Below are 963 nucleotides of genomic sequence, written 5' to 3'. Positions count from 1 at the left end.
TCGATCAGGTCGAGCGCGCCCGCGTCGAGCACCACCGGGACTCCCGAGTGCAGCTGCTCGATCAGGGTGCGCCGCTCCTCGTCGCTGCGGTCCTCGGCGCTGGTGCCGGAGCCGACGAGCCAGGCCTGCACGCGCCCCACCGCGGTCACGACCTCCGGCCGCCGGGCGAGCACCAGGCCCACGGGCCGCTCCGGTCCGAGGTAGCGGACCATGCCGACTCCCGTCCGCACCGCCGCCTCGACGCCGAGCACCGCCGCTCCCGGGTACCGCTCCGACCCGGTCGCGATCCCCAGCACCCCGCGCGTGTACTTGTCGTCGTCCTTCCGCGGCACCCTGATGCTCCGCGCCGCCTCCGCCGTCCCGACCCGCTCACCCATCCCGCCACCCTACGTCGCCCTGCGACGGAGCCGCCCGGTTCCCGCCCGGTGCCGGCGCAGCCGCACCCCTCCCCGCACCGTGCCGGCGCAGCCGCGCGTCCCGACAGACCGTGCCGGCGCAGCCGCACCCCTCTCCCCTTGCTCCAGAGGGGCGCGGGTGCTGGAGGGGTCGGATGCAAGGCGGAGGAGGAAGCGATACCGGCGGTACCGCGCCCGACGACAACGCCCCCACCAGCACCCGCGGGCGCGGGCCGCGGAGGGGTCGGATGCAAGGCGGAGGAGGAAGCGATACCGGCGGAATCGCGCCCGACGACAACGCCCCCACCAGCACCCGCGGGCGCGGGCCGCGGAGGGGTCGGATGCAAGGCGGAGGAGGAAGCGATACCGGCGGAATCGCGCCCGACGACAACGCCCCCACCAGCACCCGCGGGCGCGGGCCGCGGAGGGGTCGGATGCAAGGCGGAGGAGGAAGCGATACCGGCGGAATCGCGCCCGACGACAACGCCCCCACCAGCACCCGCGGGCGCGGGCCGCGGAGGGGTCGGATGCAAGGCGGAGGAGGAAGCGATACCGGCGGAATCGCGCC

Annotated in this window: 1 protein-coding gene; it reads right to left on the bottom strand. The window is 76.0% G+C overall.

Features of this window, described 5'->3' with window-relative positions; genetic code table 11:
• On the bottom strand, window positions 1-377 hold a 377-nt coding region (locus C5C27_RS17550; RefSeq protein ID WP_308471201.1), incomplete at its 3' end, for an NAD(P)H-hydrate dehydratase.
• Window positions 378-963: the final 586 nt, after the last annotated feature.

The sequence above is a fragment of the Rathayibacter sp. AY2B7 genome, assembly GCF_002931635.1.
GTDB lineage: Bacteria > Actinomycetota > Actinomycetes > Actinomycetales > Microbacteriaceae > Rathayibacter.
This window is presented reverse-complemented; position numbering and strand designations above follow the sequence as displayed.